At 66.7% G+C, this 16,472-nt stretch carries 16 protein-coding genes and 1 pseudogene; all 17 read left to right on the top strand.

The features are described from left to right. Window positions 1-140: 140 nt before the first annotated feature. Complete coding sequence (locus tag OP497_RS10235; RefSeq protein WP_280548117.1) at window positions 141-1,127, top strand: tripartite tricarboxylate transporter substrate-binding protein; 987 nt, start codon at window positions 141-143, stop codon at window positions 1,125-1,127. Then, window positions 1,127-1,579, top strand: a complete 453-nt coding sequence (locus OP497_RS10230) for a tripartite tricarboxylate transporter TctB family protein (protein WP_280548116.1) — start codon at window positions 1,127-1,129, stop codon at window positions 1,577-1,579. The genes OP497_RS10235 and OP497_RS10230 overlap by 1 nt, the downstream gene beginning before the upstream one ends. Next, window positions 1,579-3,105 carry a tripartite tricarboxylate transporter permease gene (locus tag OP497_RS10225; protein WP_280548115.1) on the top strand — a complete coding sequence of 509 codons (1,527 nt, stop codon included), beginning with the start codon at window positions 1,579-1,581 and terminating at the stop codon, window positions 3,103-3,105. Before OP497_RS10230 ends, OP497_RS10225 begins: the two co-directional genes overlap by 1 nt. 323 nt (window positions 3,106-3,428) lie before the next feature. Then, window positions 3,429-4,742 (top strand): urea ABC transporter substrate-binding protein, encoded by a 1,314-nt coding sequence (gene urtA / locus OP497_RS10220; RefSeq protein WP_280548114.1) that lies wholly within the window; start codon window positions 3,429-3,431, stop codon window positions 4,740-4,742. A gap of 189 nt (window positions 4,743-4,931) precedes the next feature. Further along, window positions 4,932-6,530: an urea ABC transporter permease subunit UrtB gene (gene urtB, locus OP497_RS10215; protein WP_280548113.1), complete on the top strand. Its 1,599-nt coding sequence runs from the start codon at window positions 4,932-4,934 to the stop codon at window positions 6,528-6,530. A gap of 3 nt (window positions 6,531-6,533) precedes the next feature. Further along, window positions 6,534-7,688: an urea ABC transporter permease subunit UrtC gene (urtC, locus tag OP497_RS10210; protein WP_280548112.1), complete on the top strand. Its 1,155-nt coding sequence runs from the start codon at window positions 6,534-6,536 to the stop codon at window positions 7,686-7,688. After that, a complete protein-coding gene (urtD, locus tag OP497_RS10205; protein WP_280548111.1) occupies window positions 7,685-8,530 on the top strand; it encodes an urea ABC transporter ATP-binding protein UrtD in 846 nt (281 codons plus the stop codon). The genes urtC and urtD overlap by 4 nt, the downstream gene beginning before the upstream one ends. Further along, window positions 8,530-9,228, top strand: coding sequence for an urea ABC transporter ATP-binding subunit UrtE (gene urtE / locus OP497_RS10200; protein ID WP_280548110.1), 699 nt, complete (start codon window positions 8,530-8,532; stop codon window positions 9,226-9,228). Before urtD ends, urtE begins: the two co-directional genes overlap by 1 nt. Continuing rightward, window positions 9,225-10,109, top strand: coding sequence for an urease accessory protein UreD (locus OP497_RS10195; RefSeq protein ID WP_280548109.1), 885 nt, complete (start codon window positions 9,225-9,227; stop codon window positions 10,107-10,109). Before urtE ends, OP497_RS10195 begins: the two co-directional genes overlap by 4 nt. Before the next feature lie 212 nt (window positions 10,110-10,321). Continuing rightward, a complete protein-coding gene (locus OP497_RS10190) occupies window positions 10,322-10,624 on the top strand; it encodes an urease subunit gamma (protein WP_280548108.1) in 303 nt (100 codons plus the stop codon). Window positions 10,625-10,634: 10 nt separating this feature from the next. Beyond that, a pseudogene (locus OP497_RS10185) lies at window positions 10,635-10,937 on the top strand (urease subunit beta); the annotation flags it as partial. Window positions 10,938-11,023: 86 nt separating this feature from the next. Further along, the gene (ureC, locus tag OP497_RS10180; RefSeq protein ID WP_280548105.1) at window positions 11,024-12,727 is read left to right on the top strand and encodes an urease subunit alpha; all 1,704 of its coding nucleotides are present in this window, start codon (window positions 11,024-11,026) and stop codon (window positions 12,725-12,727) included. Window positions 12,728-12,736: 9 nt separating this feature from the next. Continuing rightward, the gene (gene ureE, locus OP497_RS10175; protein ID WP_280548104.1) at window positions 12,737-13,240 is read left to right on the top strand and encodes an urease accessory protein UreE; all 504 of its coding nucleotides are present in this window, start codon (window positions 12,737-12,739) and stop codon (window positions 13,238-13,240) included. Next, window positions 13,230-13,946: an urease accessory UreF family protein gene (locus tag OP497_RS10170; RefSeq protein ID WP_280548156.1), complete on the top strand. Its 717-nt coding sequence runs from the start codon at window positions 13,230-13,232 to the stop codon at window positions 13,944-13,946. Before ureE ends, OP497_RS10170 begins: the two co-directional genes overlap by 11 nt. A 9-nt stretch (window positions 13,947-13,955) precedes the next feature. Then, entirely contained in the window at window positions 13,956-14,603 is a 648-nt protein-coding gene (gene ureG / locus OP497_RS10165) for an urease accessory protein UreG (RefSeq protein WP_280548103.1), read from the top strand. 88 nt (window positions 14,604-14,691) lie between these two features. Beyond that, window positions 14,692-14,868, top strand: a complete 177-nt coding sequence (locus OP497_RS10160; RefSeq protein WP_280548102.1) for a hypothetical protein — start codon at window positions 14,692-14,694, stop codon at window positions 14,866-14,868. A gap of 161 nt (window positions 14,869-15,029) precedes the next feature. After that, window positions 15,030-16,460 carry a phospholipase D-like domain-containing protein gene (locus OP497_RS10155; RefSeq protein WP_280548101.1) on the top strand — a complete coding sequence of 477 codons (1,431 nt, stop codon included), beginning with the start codon at window positions 15,030-15,032 and terminating at the stop codon, window positions 16,458-16,460. The last annotated feature ends 12 nt before the right edge of the window (window positions 16,461-16,472 follow it).

Genomic DNA, 16,472 nt, shown 5'->3' with positions numbered 1-16,472 from the left:
CTCGGGCGTTGACGCCCCTCGTCGCCGGGCCTAACTTTCCATCCTGAGGAATGATGTTCTGCCTTACAGAATTGTAAGGAAGGCCGACAGGTTCCGCAAGTCAACAATCACACAAGCATGACATCAGGAGAAATGCCGCCATGACTCTCAAGCGCCCCGTCCAGCTGGTTGCCGTCGCCGTGCTCGCGACTACCGCCGCTTCGGCCTTTGCCTTCGAGCCCAAGGGCAAGGTGGAATGTATCGCCCCCTCCGACCCGGGTGGCGGCTGGGACTTCACCTGCCGCAGCGTCGGCAACGTGCTCCAGGAGCTCGACCTGGTGCCGGGTAACGTCCAGACCCTCAACATGGCCGGCGCCGGCGGCGGCGTCGCTTACGCCCACGTGGTCAGCAAGCGCGCCGGCGACGAGCAGCTGCTGGTGGCCGCTTCCACGGCGACCACCACCCGCCTAGCCCAGGGCCAGTTTCCGGGGATGACCGCCGACATGGTCAACTGGATCGGGGCCCTGGGGGCCGACTACGGCGTGATCGCCGTGTCGGCCGATTCCGAGTACGACGACCTGAACGAGCTGATGCAAGCCATCGACGAGGATCCGCGCAGCGTCAAGTTCGCCGGGGGCAGCGCCAAGGGGGGCTGGGACCACCTCAAGGTGCTGATCACCGCCGACGCCGCGGGTGTCGATGAGCTGCCGCGCATCCCTTATCTGTCCTACAACAACGGCGGCGAGGCCATGACCCAGGTCGTCGGTGGCCATGTCGATGCCTTTACCGGTGATATTTCCGAGGCCCAGGGCTTCATGGAGTCCGGCGACCTGCGCGTGCTCGCGGTGCTGGCGGAAGAGCGCCTGCCGGGGGATTTCAATCACATCCCGACGGCCATGGAGCAGGGCATCGAGGCACTGGGCCCCAACTGGCGCGGTTTCTACATGCCGGCCGATATCTCCGATGAGGCCAAGCAGTACTGGATCGATGCCATGGATAGCGTCTATGCGAGTGACGAGTGGAAGGAGCAGATGACCAGCAACGGCCTGATGCCCTTTCACATGACCGCTGGCGAGTTCGAGTCCTTCGTCCAGGACCAGATCGCCGACATCGAGCAGCTCTCCAAGGATATCGGGCTGATCCAGTAATGACCTACAACGACCGTACCTTTGGCATCCTGATGATCGTCCTGGCCGTCGCGTACGGCTGGGGCGCCACTCAGCTTCCGGCGCCCTTCGGCGGCAGCGAAGCCGTGGGGCCCGAGACCTTCCCGTTGCTGTTGTCGGTGGTGCTGGGACTTTCCAGTCTCTACATGATCGTGCGCCCCGATCCCGACAACGCCTGGCCCTGGAGCCGCACCGGCGTCGAGCTGGTCGTCGCCGTGGTGATCCTGGTGCTCTATGCGGCGCTGCTCCAGCCGCTGGGGTTCATCCTCAGCACCACCCTGGCGGTCGGCACCCTGTGCTGGCGCATGGGGTCGGCGCCGGTGCGGGCCTATCTGACCGGTGCGGTATCGGGCGTGGTGGTGTTCCTGGTGTTCAACTTCGCCCTTGATCTGGCCTTGCCGCTGGGTCTGCTCTCGTTTCTGGAGGTGAGCTGATGGAGACCCTAGGTTTTTTGATCGACGGTTTCGGTGTAGCGCTGGCGCCACAGAATCTGATGTTCGCGCTGTTGGGCGCCTTCCTGGGTACCCTGATCGGTGCGCTGCCGGGCCTTGGGCCGGCCAACGGCGTGGCGATCCTGATTCCGTTGGCCTTCACCCTGGGGCTGCCTGCCGAGACCGCGATGATCATGCTCACCGCGGTCTATGCCGGCGCGATGTACGGCGGGCGGATCTCGTCGATCCTGCTCAATATTCCCGGCGACGAGCCGGCGATGATGACCTGCCTGGATGGCTACCCCATGGCCCAGCAGGGCAAGGCGGCCGAGGCGCTCGCGATCTCCGCCGTGGCCTCCTTCATCGGCAGCCTGGTGGCCACCATCGGGCTGATCCTGCTGGCGCCGCTGCTGGCGGACTTCGCCTTGACCTTCGGCCCCGCCGAGTACTTCGCACTCTTCCTGCTGGCCTTCGCCACCCTCGGCGGCATCACCGGCAAGAACCCCATGAAGACGGTGGTGGCGGCCGCCATTGGCCTGATGATCGCCACCGTGGGCATCGACAACACCGGGGTGCAGCGCTACACCTTCGGCGTGCTCGAGCTCTACGAGGGCATCGACTTCATCATCGCCATCGTCGGCCTCTTCGCCATCTCCGAGCTGCTGTTCTTCATCGAGGAGAAGGCCGGCGGCGGCAAGGCGAAGATGATGGTCAACAAACTCACGCTTTCCTGGTCCGACATCCGCAACATCCTGCCGTCGAGCCTGCGTGGCGGGGTGCTGGGCTTCATCGCCGGCGTGCTGCCCGGCGCCGGGGCTTCGCTGGGCAGCTTCATCGGCTACACCCTGGAAAAGAAGATCGTGGGCAAGAAGGGCTATTTCGGAAAGGGCGACCCGCGCGGCGTGGCCGCTCCCGAGGCCGGCAACAACGGCGCCTCCAGCGGGGCCCTGGTGCCCATGCTGACGCTGGGCGTGCCGGGCAGCGGCACCACCGCGGTGCTGCTGGCGCTGCTGATCTCGCTGAACATCACCCCGGGGCCCTTGATGTTCACCCAACACGCCGACGTGGTATGGGGCGTGATTGCCGCGCTGCTGATCGGCAACTTCCTGCTGCTGGTGCTCAACATCCCGCTGGTGGGCATCTTCGTCAAGCTGCTCTCGGTGCCGCCGATGTACCTGCTGCCGGTGGTGACCATGATCGCCTTCGTGGGCATCTACTCGATCAGCAACACCACCTTCGATCTGTACTTCATGGTGGCCTTCGGCGTCGCCGGGTATCTGTTCCGCAAGCTGGAGATCCCGCTGGTGCCGGTGATTCTCGGCCTGCTGCTGGGGCCGGAGATGGAGAAGAACCTGCGCCATGCCATGGACATCGGCGATGGTAACTGGATGGTGCTGTGGGACAGCGGCCTGGCCATCGGCCTGTGGGTGTTCGCCGGAATGGGGCTGATCCTGCCCTATATCGTCGGCCCGATCCTGCGCCGTCGGATGCGGGTCACCACCGGCACGGGTGGTCCGGAGGGCGACTGAGCCTCGCGACCATCGCTACTGCCCAGCGGGGGCGTCGGCCGAGCCGGCGCCCCCGTTTTCTGTTTCGGCCGCCCTGCGTCACGACGGTGCACTGCACCAGAGGCGAAGACGATCCTGGGGCAGGGCGGTTTCCTCCTTGCACCAGGATGTTGCCTTCTGGTGCATTCTCCCTTCCGGGACCCAGTGTCCAATTGACTGAATAGAAAGAAATAATCGGACATTTTGCCGATATGGCACATCCCTTGCGACAGCAGTGAGAGGCATCTTGCGATGGCCTTCCTCGCTGGACTCATCGACCACAACATCGATCGCAAGGAGATCCCATGATCCCGTCAAACGTTCATCGTACTCCCCGCTGGCTGGCCGTTTCGCTGTTGAGCGCGGTTGTCGCCACGCCCGCCCTGGCCCAGCAAGACCCCATCAAGGTGGGCATCCTGCACTCGCTCTCCGGCACCATGGCGATCAGCGAGACGGTGCTCAAGGACACCGTCGAGATGCTGATCGAGCAGCAGAACGCCCAGGGCGGCCTGCTCGGGCGTGATCTGGAAGCCGTGGTGGTAGACCCGGCCTCGGACTGGCCGCTGTTCGCCGAGAAAGCGCGCGAGTTGCTGGCCCAGCAGGAGGTCGACGTGATCTTCGGCAACTGGACCTCGGTGTCGCGCAAGTCGGTGCTGCCGGTGGTCGAGGAGCTCAACGGCCTGCTCTTCTATCCGGTGCAGTACGAGGGCGAGGAGTCCTCCGAGAACGTCTTCTACACCGGGGCGGCGCCCAACCAGCAGGCAATCCCTGCGGTGAACTACCTGATGAACAGCGTCGGCGTGGAACGCTGGGTGCTGGCCGGTACCGACTACGTCTATCCGCGTACCACCAACAAGATTCTCGAGGCCTATCTCAAGGGGCACGGGGTGGCCGACGACGACATCATGGTCAACTACACGCCCTTCGGTCACTCCGACTGGCAGAACATCGTCTCCGAGATCAAGGCCTTCGGCAGCGAGGGCAAGAAGACCGCCGTGGTCTCGACGATCAATGGCGACGCCAACGTGCCCTTCTACCGCGAGCTCGGCAACCAGGGCATCGACGCTGCCGATATTCCCGTCGTCGCCTTCTCGGTGGGCGAGCAGGAGCTCACCGGCATCGATACGGCGCCGCTGGTCGGGCATCTGGCGGCCTGGAACTACTTCATGAGCGTCGACACCGATGCCAACTACGACTTCATCGACGCCTGGATCGAATACACCGGCGACGAGATGGCGGTGACCAACGATCCCATGGAAGCCCACTACATCGGCTTCAACATGTGGGCCGAGGCCGTGCGCAAGGCCGGTACCACCGAGGTCGACGCGGTCAAGGACGCGATCATCGGGGTCAGCGTGCCCAATCTCTCCGGCGGCTATGCGGCCATGATGCCCAACCACCACATCACCAAGCCGGTGCTGATCGGCGAGATCCAGGACAACGGCCAGTTCTCCATCGTCTGGGAGACCCCGTCGACGGTGGCCGGCGATGCCTGGTCCGACTATCTGGAGGGCTCCAGGGACCTGATCAGCGATTGGCGCCAGCCCATGGAATGCGGCAACTACAACGTCGTGAAGGGCAGCTGCGGCGGCAGCGAGGCAGAGGGCGCGTCCGAATAAGCGCTCATTTTCATACTCTCGGCGAAGATGAGCGCCGGGGACAGGCCGAAGCATGGGTCCTTTGCCAGGGATGGCAACGGTAGCGCCCAGGGAAGGGTTTACAGCGCCCATGCGGAGTCCTGTCGCCGTAAAGCTCTCCGCCATCGACTCCATGACACGCCACTCGACGAACCTTCTCAGGAAATTCTCATGAAGATCCCCCCCTGTCTCGGGCGGATGCTGGTCCTGTGCCTGCTGGCCTGTCTGCCGCTGGCGGCCAATGCGCAGGATGATGACGGCCAGCCGCTCCTCGAGTCCCTCGATACTGCCTCCTATGCCGACAAGGCCGAGGCCATCGAGGCCATCATCGAAAGCGGCGACGAGCGCAGCCGCCGCTGGCTCGAGGCGCTGCTCGACGGCAAGCTGCAGCGCCACAAGGATAGCGGTCAGGTCGTCATTGTTCTCGAGAACCGCGGCCGCAATTGGCCGGTGGTCGATGCCCTGAGCTTCGAGGATGCCGGCGAGATGTCGCGCCGCGAGCTCGACCGACTCGGCATCAACAACGCCCTGCGCGGCCAGCTGCAGAGTGCCCTGGCGGTGCTCGATCTGCACGTTACTGACGTCCGGGAGCGCCGCGAGGCGGCACGAAAACTGCTCGGCGACGTCGATGCCAGCCTGGCCGAGCCACTGGCGGTGGTGATCGACGCCGAGGAGGATGCCGAGGTGCGCCGACTGCTGGAGCAGGGGCTGGCCATCCATCGCCTCGAGCAGGGCAGTGTCGAGGCCGTGGCTGCCCTGCAGGGCAGCCTCAACAATCGGGTCAGGGCCGCCCTGAACACCGCCGCGCGCAGCGAGGATCCCGAGCTCGCCGCCGCCGCGACCTCGGCCCTGGCCGACATCGAGCAGAAGATGAAGCTCAACCGCGGCCTCGAGACGCTCTACTTCGGCCTCTCGCTGGGCTCGGTGCTGGTGCTGGCGGCCATCGGGCTGGCCATCACCTTCGGCGTCATGGGCGTGATCAACATGGCCCATGGCGAGTTGATCATGCTCGGCGCCTACACCACCTGGGCCATGCAGCAGCTGCTGCCCGGCCAGTCCGGCCTGGCGATGGTGCTGTCGATTCCCGCCGGCTTCCTGGTGGCGGCGCTGGCCGGCATCGCCATCGAGCGCGGCGTGATCCAGTTCCTCAAGGGACGGCCGCTGGAGACCCTGCTGGCCACCTTCGGTGTCAGCCTGATCCTCCAGCAGCTGGTGCGCACCGTGATCTCGCCGCTCAATCGCACCGTGGTCACCCCGGAGTGGATGAGTGGCTCGATCATGATCAACGAGGGGCTCTCGCTGACCCTCAACCGCCTCTACGTGCTGGGCTTTGCGCTGGTGGTGTTCGCCGCCCTGATGCTGGTGATGCGGCGAACGCGCCTGGGACTCGAGGTGCGGGCGGTGACCCAGAACCGCGCCATGGCACGCGCCATGGGCATCCGGGCGACCCGCGTGGACATCATGACCTTCGCCCTGGGCTCCGGCGTGGCGGGGCTCGCCGGCGTGGCGCTCTCCCAGCTCACCAACGTGGGGCCCAACCTGGGCCAGAACTACATCATCGACTCCTTCATGGTGGTGGTCTTCGGCGGCGTCGGGAACCTGTGGGGCACCCTGGTGGCCGGGCTGTCGCTGGGCGTGATCAACCAGGTCCTCGAGCCTTGGGCGGGCGCCGTGCTGGCCAAGATCCTGGTGCTCGTGTTCATCATCCTGTTCATCCAGAAGCGCCCCCGCGGACTCTTTCCGCAGAAGGGCCGGGCGGCGGAGGGCTGATTCATGCATTCGTCCACATTTTGGCTGGCAAGACCCTTTCGTGAACCTGCAACGCAGCTCTTCCTGGGCATCCTGCTGGCCGCCCTGGCCACGGTGACGCTGCTCAACCTGGCGCTGCCGGCCGGACACCCGCTGCATGTCTCGACCTATACCGTGACGCTGCTCGGCAAGTACCTGAGCTACGCCCTGCTGGCGGTGGCCGTGGACCTGGTATGGGGGTATCTGGGCATCCTGAGCCTGGGGCACGGCGCCTTCTTCGCCCTGGGGGGCTATGCCATGGGGATGTACCTGATGCGCCAGATCGGCGACCGCGGGACCTATGGCGATCCGCTGCTGCCGGATTTCATGGTGTTCCTCGACTGGGAGTCGCTGCCCTGGTACTGGCTGGGTTTCGACATGGCATGGTTCGCCTTCCTGATGGTGCTGCTGGCGCCTGGGCTGCTGGCCCTGGTGTTCGGTTTCCTGGCGTTCCGCTCGCGGGTCACCGGCGTGTACCTGTCGATCATCACCCAGGCGCTGACCTTTGCGCTGATGCTGGCCTTTTTCCGCAACGAGATGGGCTTCGGCGGCAACAACGGCCTGACCGACTTCAGGGAGCTGCTGGGCTTCGACCTGCGCAGTGATGCCACTCGGCTGGGGCTGTTTCTCGCCACCGGCATCGCACTGGGGCTGGGCTATGTGCTGTGCCGGGCCATCGTCGCCAGCAAGCTGGGGCGCGTCAGCGTGGCCACCCGCGACGCCGAGGCGCGCACGCGCTTTCTCGGCTACCGGGTCGAGCGCTTTCAGCTGTTCATCTTCGTGGTCTCGGCGATGCTCGCCGGGGTGGCTGGCGCGCTCTATGTGCCTCAGGTGGGCATCATCAATCCCAGCGAGTTCTCGCCGATCTTCTCGATCGAGATCGTGCTGTGGGTCGCCCTGGGCGGACGGGCCACCCTCTACGGGGCGGTCCTAGGTGCCATTCTCGTCAACTACGCCAAGACGGTGTTCACCGGGGTGATGCCGGATGCCTGGCTGTTTGCCCTGGGTGGGCTCTTCGTGCTGGTCACGGTGCTGCTGCCCAAGGGGATCGCCGGCCTGCTCGCCTATCGCCTGAAACCTCGGCGCCTCCAGCGCCAGCCCGCTGACCCATCCACCATTGCTCGGGAGGCCTCTGCATGAACTTCCTGCATTCCCTGGCCGATCGTGATCGCGTCTTCGACTTCCTGGTCCCCGCCACCTCGCCGGTGGATGTTCGCCACGGCCCGATCCTCTATCTAGAAGACGTCAGCGTCAGCTTCGACGGTTTCAAGGCCATCAATGACCTGAACCTGACCATCGACGACGGTGAGCTGCGCTGCATCATCGGCCCCAATGGCGCGGGCAAGACCACCATGATGGACATCATCACCGGCAAGACGCGCCCCGATAGCGGCTCGGTCTGGTTCGGCAGCCGCCACGACCTGCTGGCCATGAATGAGCCCGAGATCGCCAGCCTCGGCATCGGGCGCAAGTTCCAGAAACCCACGGTCTTCGAGGCGCTGACGGTGTTCGAGAATCTGGAGCTGGCCATGGCGGCCGACAAGCGCATCCTGCCTACGCTCACCGCCCGCATGACCGGCGAGGTCCGTGATCGCATCGAGGAGGTGCTGGCGACCATCGGTCTCACCGAGCTGCGCCAGGGGCCGGCGGGCATCCTCTCCCATGGCCAGAAGCAGTGGCTGGAGATCGGCATGCTGCTGATGCAGCGTCCGCGGCTGTTGCTGGTGGATGAGCCGGTGGCCGGCATGACCGAGCAGGAGATGGAGCGGACTGCCGAGTTGCTGACCGGCCTGGCCGGCAAGGGCAAGCAGTCCGTGGTGGTGGTGGAGCACGACATGGGCTTCGTGCGCTCCATCGCCCGCACGGTGACGGTGCTGCATCAGGGCAGCGTGCTGGCCGAGGGCAGCATGGACCAGGTCTCACGGGATCCGAAGGTGGTCGAGGTCTACCTGGGGGCCGACCCCGACGAGGAGGCCGCCTGATGCTGACCATCGACGCGCTCAACCAGTTCTACGGCGAGAGCCACACCCTCTGGGATCTGGATCTCGAGGTGCCCGCCGCCGAGTGCACCTGCGTGATGGGCCGCAACGGGGTGGGCAAGACCACCCTGATGAAGGCCATCATGGGCGAGGTGGCACTCGCCTCGGGCAGCATCCGTTATGACGATGGCATCGAGCTGACCCGGCGCCCGGTGGAGGAGCGCTCGCGGCTGGGGATCGGCTACGTACCCCAGGGCCGCCAGATCTTTCCGCTGCTCACCGTGGAGGAGAACCTGCGCACCGGTCTGGCCGCGAGAACGGATGGGCTCAAGCGCATTCCGTCGCGTGTCTATGAGCTCTTTCCCGTCCTCGAGGAAATGAAGCATCGTCGCGGCGGTGACCTCTCGGGGGGCCAGCAGCAGCAGCTGGCCATCGGCCGCGCCCTGGTGCTCGAACCGCGCCTGCTGATCCTCGACGAACCGGGCGAGGGCATCCAGCCCAATATCGTGGCCCAGATCGGCGCCGTCATTCGCCGGTTGATCCAGGAGGATGGCCTCAGCGTGCTGCTGGTGGAGCAGAAGCTGCCCTTCGCCCGCCAGTATGCCGACCGCTTCGTGATCATGGATCGTGGTCGGCCGGTGGCCAACGATGACATCGATGCCCTTACCGATGAACTGATCAAGGAGCACCTGACGGTATGACGGCCTTCGAGACGACGATCCCCGGGCTCTCCGGCCATCGCTTCGATGCTGGGCGACGCTGGGCGGCTTCCCTCGAGCTCGGCTTTGCCGCCCGCGACGGGGTGACCCGCATGACGCGATCCCGTCATCTGGGCCCGCTGCGCGTCCAGCGTCCCTTCTACCCCGAAGGCCGCCCCGGTGCCTGCCATGTCTATCTGCTGCACCCGCCCGGTGGTCTGGTCAGCGGCGATGCCCTGTCGATCACCGCCGGGGTCGGGGCGAATGCCCATGTGCTGCTGACCACCCCGGCCGCCAATAAGCTCTACAAGGCCGACAGCCATGGGGTGGCCTGGAGCCAGAAGACCCGACTCGGGGTGGCCGATGGCGGCATTCTCGAGTGGTTGCCACAGGAGACCCTGGCCTTCGATGGCTCACGGGGAGAGCAGTCCACGGCCATCGAGCTCGAGGGTAGCGCTCGTTGCCTGGGCTGGGAGGTGATGTCCCTGGGACGCCCGGCGAGTGCCTTGCCCTTCACGACGGGGCGCATCGAGCAGCGCTTCCGCCTGACCCTCGATGGCCGGCCGCTCTGGCTGGAGCGACAGCCGCTGGATCCGGCCCACCCGCGTTTCGTTGGGCCCTGGGGGCAGGGCGGCGCCAGCGTCCAGGCCACGTTCTGGGCGGTGGGACTCGAGGATGAGCACGAGGCCATCGACGCCCTGCGTGAAGGCCTGCCCGTGGCGCCCTCGAGGTACGCGGTCACGGTGCGCCACGGGGTGCTGCTGCTGCGCTACCTGGGCCAGGAGCGCAACGAGGCCTGGGACCTGTGTCGCCACGCCTGGGAAATCCTGCGGCCATTACTGATCGATCGCGAGGCCCACACGCCGCGCATCTGGCTGACGTAGGAGGCCGAGCCCGCTAGCGGGTCGGTAGTAGCCCTTGGGGTCTGACCCCCAGGTCATTGATGACTCAGTGATATCAGAGGATTGGCGTGATTGGCAGCAGCGGGGTCAGACCCCAAGGGCGCGTCACCGTGCTCGCATCAGGCGATACTCCCTCGAGCCCCAGCGTCTGCCCCAAACTCGAACACAAACGACATGATCAGGGAGCAACCGCCATGGAACTGACCCCCAGAGACAAGGACAAGCTGCTGCTCTTCTCGGCGGCCCAGCTGGCCGAACGGCGCCGCGCGCGCGGGCTGAAGCTCAATTATCCCGAGGCGGTGGCGCTGATCAGCTTCGAGATCCTGGAGGGCGCCCGTGACGGGCGCAGTGTCGCCGAGCTGATGGGCTACGGCCGCGAGATCCTGACACGCGATGACGTCATGGAGGGCGTGGCCGAGATGGTCGACGAAGTGCAGGTGGAAGCGACCTTTCCCGATGGCACCAAGCTGGTGACCGTCCACGAGCCCATAGTGTGAGGAGTGCGCGATGATTCCCGGTAAATATCAGTTGAAGGACGGCGATATCGCGCTCTGCGAAGGGCGCGAGCGGATCAGCGTCGAGGTCGCCAACACCGGCGATCGTCCCATCCAGATTGGCTCTCACTACCATTTCGCCGAGGCCAATCCCGCCCTGACCTTCGATCGTGACAGGACGCTCGGCTATCGTCTCGACGTGGCCGCCGGCACGGCGATCCGTTTCGAGCCCGGCCAGATGCGCGAGGTGACGCTGATCCCCTATGTCGGTCGCCGCCATATCTACGGCTTTCGCGGCGCCGTCATGGGCGCGCTGTCACCCGCGCCGCCTGCTAATGCGCCCGAGGCCGCGCAAGGCGCGCGATCCCCGCAACCCGGTGACTCGGATCAGGGAGAGCCGTCATGAAGATCAGTCGTCAGGCCTATGCCGACATGTATGGCCCCACCGTGGGCGACCGGGTGCGCCTGGCCGACACCGAGCTGTGGATCGCGGTGGAGCGCGACGCCACCCACTACGGCGACGAGGTGAAGTTCGGTGGTGGCAAGGTGATTCGTGATGGCATGGGGCAGAGCCAGCGCCATGACGAGGCGGTCATGGATACCGTGATCACCAATGCCCTGATCCTCGACTGGTGGGGGGTCGTCAAGGCCGATGTCGGTCTCAAGGCAGGACGCATTGCCGCCATCGGCAAGGCCGGCAACCCCGACACTCAGCCCGACGTGGCGATCGTCATCGGCCCCGGCACCGAGATCATCGCTGGGGAGGGCAAGATCCTCACCGCCGGCGGTATCGATGCCCATATCCACTTCATCTGTCCCCAGCAGGTGGAGGAGGCGCTGATGAGTGGCATCACCACCATGCTGGGCGGCGGTACCGGCCCCGCGACAGGCTCCAATGCCACTACCTGCACCCCCGGGGCGTGGCACCTGGGCAAGATGCTCCAGGCCGTCGACGACATGCCCATGAACATCGGCCTGCTCGGCAAGGGCAATGCCAGCCTGCCCGAGGCGCTCCAGGCCCAGCTCGAGGCCGGGGCCATGGGGCTCAAGCTGCACGAGGACTGGGGCACCACCCCGGCCTCCATCGATAACTGCCTCTCCGTTGCAGACGCCTACGACGTCCAGGTGGCCATTCACACCGATACGCTGAACGAGTCGGGATTCGTCGAAGATACCCTGGCGGCCTTCAAGGAGCGCTGCATCCACACCTACCACACCGAGGGCGCCGGGGGTGGTCATGCGCCGGATATCATCACGGCCTGCTCGAAGGCGTACGTGCTGCCCTCTTCGACCAATCCGACGCGGCCTTATACCGTTAACACCATCGATGAACACCTCGACATGCTGATGGTCTGTCACCACCTCGACCCGAGGATTCCCGAGGACGTGGCCTTCGCCGACTCGCGCATCCGCCGCGAGACCATCGCCGCCGAGGATATCCTCCACGACATGGGCGTGATCTCGATGATCGCCTCCGACTCCCAGGCCATGGGCCGTGTCGGCGAGGTGGTGTGCCGCACCTGGCAGACCGCCCACAAGATGAAGGTGCAACGCGGCCTGCTGCCCGAGGACGCGGCCCTGGGGGCCGACAACGTCCGGGCCCGGCGCTACATCGCCAAGTACACCATCAACCCGGCCATCACCCACGGGATCAGCCATGAGGTGGGGTCCGTCGAGGTCGGCAAGCTGGCCGACCTGGTGCTCTGGAAGCCGGCCTTCTTCGGCACCAAGCCGGCGCTGATCCTCAAGGGGGGCATGATCGCCGCCGCGCCCATGGGTGACCCCAACGCCTCGATTCCCACGCCCCAGCCGGTCCATTACCGCCCCATGTTCGGCGCCTGCGGCCGGGCGGCTAGCCAGACTCGGTTGACCTTCGTCAGCCGGGCAGCGCTGGAGGCGGGGGTCGGGGAGCGGCTCGGGCTGCGCAGCACGCTCAGCGCCTGCCGCGATGTCAGGCAGGTCAGGAAGGGCGACATGAAGCTCAACGCGGCCTGCCCCGAGCTCCGCGTCGACCCCCAGACCTACGAGGTACATGCCGACGGCGAGTTGCTGACCTGCGAGCCGGCCACCGAGCTGCCGTTGGCGCAGCGCTATCACCTCTTCTAGGAGCTCGACATGTTGAAATTGACCGAACGCCTGGGGCCCATCACGGCGAGCCAGGCGGATGACACCCTGACCCTGCCCTTCGATCAGCGCGTGCTGGGTCGCCTCAAGGCGGTCAGCGATGCGGGTTGTCAGCTAGGCCTCTTCCTCGACCGCGGCCCGGTGCTACGCGACGGCGAGGGATTGCGCGCCGAGAACGGCGAGGTGGTGCGTGTCCGGGCGGCCGTCGAGCCGGTGGTCACCGCGCGGATTGCCGCTGGGCTGCCCCTGGCGCGTCTGGCCTACCACCTGGGCAACCGTCACGTGCAGCTGGCGCTGGGCGAGGACGAGGAGGGCGGCTTCGTGCGCTTCCCGCCGGACCATGTGCTGGAGGAGCTCGCCGAACGGCTGGGGGCTCGCCTGGCCCATCACCAGGCGCCCTTCGACCCGGAGTCGGGGGCCTACAGCCACAGCGGCCATGGTCATTCCCATGATCACCACCATGAGCCTGATCGTGAGCAAGAGCATGCACATTGAGACCGACGAGACGGCGGGGCAGGGCGATGACCTGGCGCTGCTGGGCCTGCTGCAGCTGGTCAGCCCGGCATTGCCCATCGGCGCCTTCGCCTTCTCCCAGGGGCTGGAGAGCGCCTTCGAGCTGGGCTGGGTGACCGACGAGGCCATGCTTGGCGAGTGGCTCCACGGCGTGCTGGAGGATGGCCTGACCCGTTGCGAGCTGCCGGCACTGGCCCGCTTGATGGCGGCCTGGGCGGACGGCGATGATGCGACGCTGGTCGAGTGGGACGGCTGGCTTGCCGCCAACCGCGAGACCGCCGAGCTCGCCGCCGAAGACACTCGGCTGGGTGCGTCTCTGGCGCGCTTGCTGGGCAGCCTGGGGCTGCTCCCCCCTGGCCCTTCGGGAGAGTCGCCGGCCCTGCCGGCGGGCGCCGGCTACGTGACCGTCTTCGCCTGGACGGCCCATGCCCGCGGCGTACCCAGACGCCAGGCGCTGCTGGGGTTTGCCTGGGCCTGGCTGGAGAACCAGCTGGCCGTCGCCTGCAAGGCGCTGCCGCTGGGCCATACCGCGGCCCAGCGCCTGGTGGAACGACTTCGCCCCGCACTGGTGGCCGCCGTGGACCAGGCCCTGGCACTCGAGGATGACGCACTCGGCCCGGTACTGCCCGGGCTGGCCCTGGCCAGTGCGCTGCACGAGACCCAATACTCACGACTGTTCCGGAGTTAGGAGAACGACATGACACATTGCCTGCGTATCGGCGTCGGCGGCCCGGTGGGCTCCGGCAAGACGGCCCTGCTCAAGCAGCTCTGCCGGGCGCTGCGCGACCACTACGATATCGCCGTGGTGACCAACGACATCTACACCCGCGAAGACGCGGACTTCCTGCTCAAGCACGAGGCCCTGCCGGCGGATCGCATCCTGGGGGTGGAGACGGGGGGCTGCCCGCATACCGCCATCCGCGAGGATGCCTCGATGAACCTGGCGGCCATCGACGATCTCCAGGCACGCCATCCGGGCCTGGAGCTGGTGCTGGTGGAGTCCGGCGGCGACAACCTCTCCGCTACCTTCAGCCCCGAACTGTCCGACCTGACCCTCTATGTGATCGACGTCTCCGCCGGCGACAAGATCCCGCGCAAGGGTGGGCCCGGCATCACCAAGTCGGACCTGCTGATCATCAACAAGATCGATATCGCCGAGCAGGTGCACGCCTCGCTCGACGTCATGGCGCGTGACGCGAAGACGATGCGCGGCGAGCGTCCCTTCGTGTTCACCAACCTCTACGACGGTGTCGGGCGGGAGGAGATCATCCGCTTCATTCTCGATCGGGGCATGTTGCCGGAGCGCCGGCCGCCCGAGCGACTGACAGCGTCTGCCACCGCCTGACCTCATCCATCCTTCGCCTGACCAAGGAGCCCGCCTCATGAACGCTCGATTTTCGTCAACCATCCGTGCCGGACTCTCGGCAGCTGTCATGCTGCCGACCACTATGGCCCTGGCGCACACCGGACACGGTGCCCCCTCGGTGCATGCCCATACCGGCAGCCCGTCGATGCTGGTCGTGCTCGGGATCGTGACCCTGGGCGTGGCCTCCCTGGCGGGACTGGTGCGCCTGATCCTGCGGCGCCATCGGCTGCGCCGCCAGGCCTGAGCTGCCCTGAGCCAGCACAAGGTGCACCCGGCCTCGGCCGGGTGCACTGCTTTTTGCAAGGCCTGTCGCTATGCTGGCCGTTAACGTCGCCCGATGGGGTGGCACGGCCGACTGAGGACGCCATGCACGGTATACACAAGCTGGGGCAGGGGAGGCGGCGAATGTGGCCATGGATCCTGATGGCGTTGCTGATGGCTTGGGCCGGCATGGCCGCCTGGCAGCGCTACAAGCCGTTGCCCGAGGGCGTGTCCCGGGCCTTCCCGGCACGCGCCGCCGCCGAGGTGCGCTTTCTCGCCGACGAGACCTGGTATAGCCCCTCGGGGGAGCGCCACACCCGGCGGCAGATCTTCGACGAGGTGCTGACGCTGATCGGCCGGGCCCGGCGCCTGGTGGTGCTCGACATGTTCCTCTTCAACGCCTTCGCCGGGGCCGCCGATGGCCAGGCATTCCGCCCGCTATCGGCGGAGGTCAGCGATGCCCTGATCGAGCAGAAGCGGCGTCACCCCGGCCTGGAGGCGGTGGTGATCACCGATCCGCTCAACACCCTCTACGGGGGACTGGAGCTCGACCATCTTCAGGCCCTGCGAGATGCCGGCGTGCGGGTGGTGATCACCGACCTGAATCGACTGCGGGCCTCCAACCCGCTCTGGTCCGGGGGCTGGCATCTGGGCCCGCGCTGGCTCGGCAACGGCAGCGATGGCGGCTGGCTGCCCAATGCCCTGGGGTCGGGGCGCGTGCCGCTGCGCAGCTACCTGGCCTTGCTCAACTTCAATGCCAACCATCGCAAGACCCTGGTAGTAGACCGTGGCGATGGCTGGGCGGGCCTGGTCACCTCCGCCAACCCCCACGACGCCAGCAGCCTGCACGGCAACGTGGCGTTGCGTTTCGAGGGGACGGCGGCGCTGGACCTGCTGGCCTCCGAACGCCCGGTGGCGGGCTGGTCGGGGGTGAGCCTGGCCGGACCGGCGCCGCCCGACGTCGCGGTGGAGCCTCCCGGGCGGGCCAGGCTTCAGGTGCTGAACGAGGGTGCGATCCGCGATGCCCTGCTGGCGGCCATCGCGGCCAGCGGCGAGGGGGATCGGCTGGACATCGCCGTCTTCTACCTGGCCCATCGGGAGGTGATCGCCGCGCTGGTGGCGGCCAACGCTCGCGGGGTGGCCCTTCGTGTGCTGCTCGATCCCAACCGCGATGCCTTCGGGCTGGAGAAGGGCGGGATCCCCAACCGACCCGTGGCCCGCGAACTCCATGAGGCCGGCATCCCGGTGCGCTGGTGTGCCAGCCGGGGCGAGCAGTGCCACAGCAAGCTGCTGCTGCGCCGTCCCGCCGAGGCCGGCGCCGAGGCGGAGATGATCCTCGGCTCGGCGAACTTCACACGGCGCAATCTGGACGACCTCAACCTGGAGACCAGCGTGCGCCTGACCGGGCCCGCCGAGACCCCGGCCCTGCGAGACGCCGCGGCCTTCTTCGAGCGCCGTTGGCAGTCGACCCCGCAGCACATCACCAGCGAGCCCTTCGAGGCTCACGACGACACCACGGCCTGGCAACGGCTGCGTTATCGCGTCATGGAGGCGACGGGGCTTTCAACGTTCTGACGGCGGGTGGCT

Source organism: Halomonas sp. 11-S5 (genome assembly GCF_029889825.1).
Taxonomy (GTDB): Bacteria; Pseudomonadota; Gammaproteobacteria; order Pseudomonadales; family Halomonadaceae; genus Halomonas.
The sequence above is the reverse complement of the archived record's forward strand: the minus strand, read 5'-3'. Positions and strand labels throughout refer to the sequence as shown.

What these genes read in the sequence shown, in the direction of transcription:
- OP497_RS10235 (WP_280548117.1), top strand. Translation starts at nt 141, where the DNA reads ATGACTCTCAAGCGCCCCGTCCAGCTGGTTGCCGTCGCCGTGCTCGCG.
- urtE (WP_280548110.1), top strand. Translation starts at nt 8,530, where the DNA reads ATGCTGACCATCGACGCGCTCAACCAGTTCTACGGCGAGAGCCACACC.
- ureE (WP_280548104.1), top strand. Translation starts at nt 12,737, where the DNA reads ATGTTGAAATTGACCGAACGCCTGGGGCCCATCACGGCGAGCCAGGCG.
- urtC (WP_280548112.1), top strand. Translation starts at nt 6,534, where the DNA reads ATGCATTCGTCCACATTTTGGCTGGCAAGACCCTTTCGTGAACCTGCA.
- urtD (WP_280548111.1), top strand. Translation starts at nt 7,685, where the DNA reads ATGAACTTCCTGCATTCCCTGGCCGATCGTGATCGCGTCTTCGACTTC.
- OP497_RS10170 (WP_280548156.1), top strand. Translation starts at nt 13,230, where the DNA reads ATGCACATTGAGACCGACGAGACGGCGGGGCAGGGCGATGACCTGGCG.
- ureC (WP_280548105.1), top strand. Translation starts at nt 11,024, where the DNA reads ATGAAGATCAGTCGTCAGGCCTATGCCGACATGTATGGCCCCACCGTG.
- urtA (WP_280548114.1), top strand. Translation starts at nt 3,429, where the DNA reads ATGATCCCGTCAAACGTTCATCGTACTCCCCGCTGGCTGGCCGTTTCG.
- OP497_RS10230 (WP_280548116.1), top strand. Translation starts at nt 1,127, where the DNA reads ATGACCTACAACGACCGTACCTTTGGCATCCTGATGATCGTCCTGGCC.
- urtB (WP_280548113.1), top strand. Translation starts at nt 4,932, where the DNA reads ATGAAGATCCCCCCCTGTCTCGGGCGGATGCTGGTCCTGTGCCTGCTG.
- OP497_RS10195 (WP_280548109.1), top strand. Translation starts at nt 9,225, where the DNA reads ATGACGGCCTTCGAGACGACGATCCCCGGGCTCTCCGGCCATCGCTTC.
- OP497_RS10190 (WP_280548108.1), top strand. Translation starts at nt 10,322, where the DNA reads ATGGAACTGACCCCCAGAGACAAGGACAAGCTGCTGCTCTTCTCGGCG.
- OP497_RS10225 (WP_280548115.1), top strand. Translation starts at nt 1,579, where the DNA reads ATGGAGACCCTAGGTTTTTTGATCGACGGTTTCGGTGTAGCGCTGGCG.
- OP497_RS10160 (WP_280548102.1), top strand. Translation starts at nt 14,692, where the DNA reads ATGCTGCCGACCACTATGGCCCTGGCGCACACCGGACACGGTGCCCCC.
- OP497_RS10155 (WP_280548101.1), top strand. Translation starts at nt 15,030, where the DNA reads ATGTGGCCATGGATCCTGATGGCGTTGCTGATGGCTTGGGCCGGCATG.
- ureG (WP_280548103.1), top strand. Translation starts at nt 13,956, where the DNA reads ATGACACATTGCCTGCGTATCGGCGTCGGCGGCCCGGTGGGCTCCGGC.